The organism is Anoxybacillus sp. LAT27 (genome assembly GCF_022030075.1).
GTDB lineage: Bacteria > Bacillota > Bacilli > Bacillales > Anoxybacillaceae > Anoxybacillus > Anoxybacillus kestanbolensis.
In genome coordinates, this window is record NZ_JAIWYK010000255.1 from 1 (window position 1) to 244 (window position 244).

The following is a 244-nucleotide window of genomic DNA, read 5'->3' on the forward strand; positions in this document are numbered from 1 at the left end:
CAAGGAACGGATGGCCGCCCGCTTGGCGGATCTGGCCGGCGAGCTTACGGCGGAGCGGATGATGGACGTCCTGCGGGATCACGACAACGCCCCGACGTCGATCTGCAGGCACGTGGACCCCAATCAGCCCGCCGAGTGGCAGATGACCACGGTAGCCTCTCTGGTCATGGTGCCGGAGGACGGCGTGATGCATGTCGCTTGGGGGAATCCGTGCGAAGCGGCATATCGCACCTATACGGTGTGA

1 pseudogene is annotated in these 244 nt (G+C 64.8%); it reads left to right on the top strand.

From position 1 onward, the window contains the following. Window positions 1-244, top strand: a pseudogene (locus LD028_RS09350) (hypothetical protein); the annotation flags it as partial.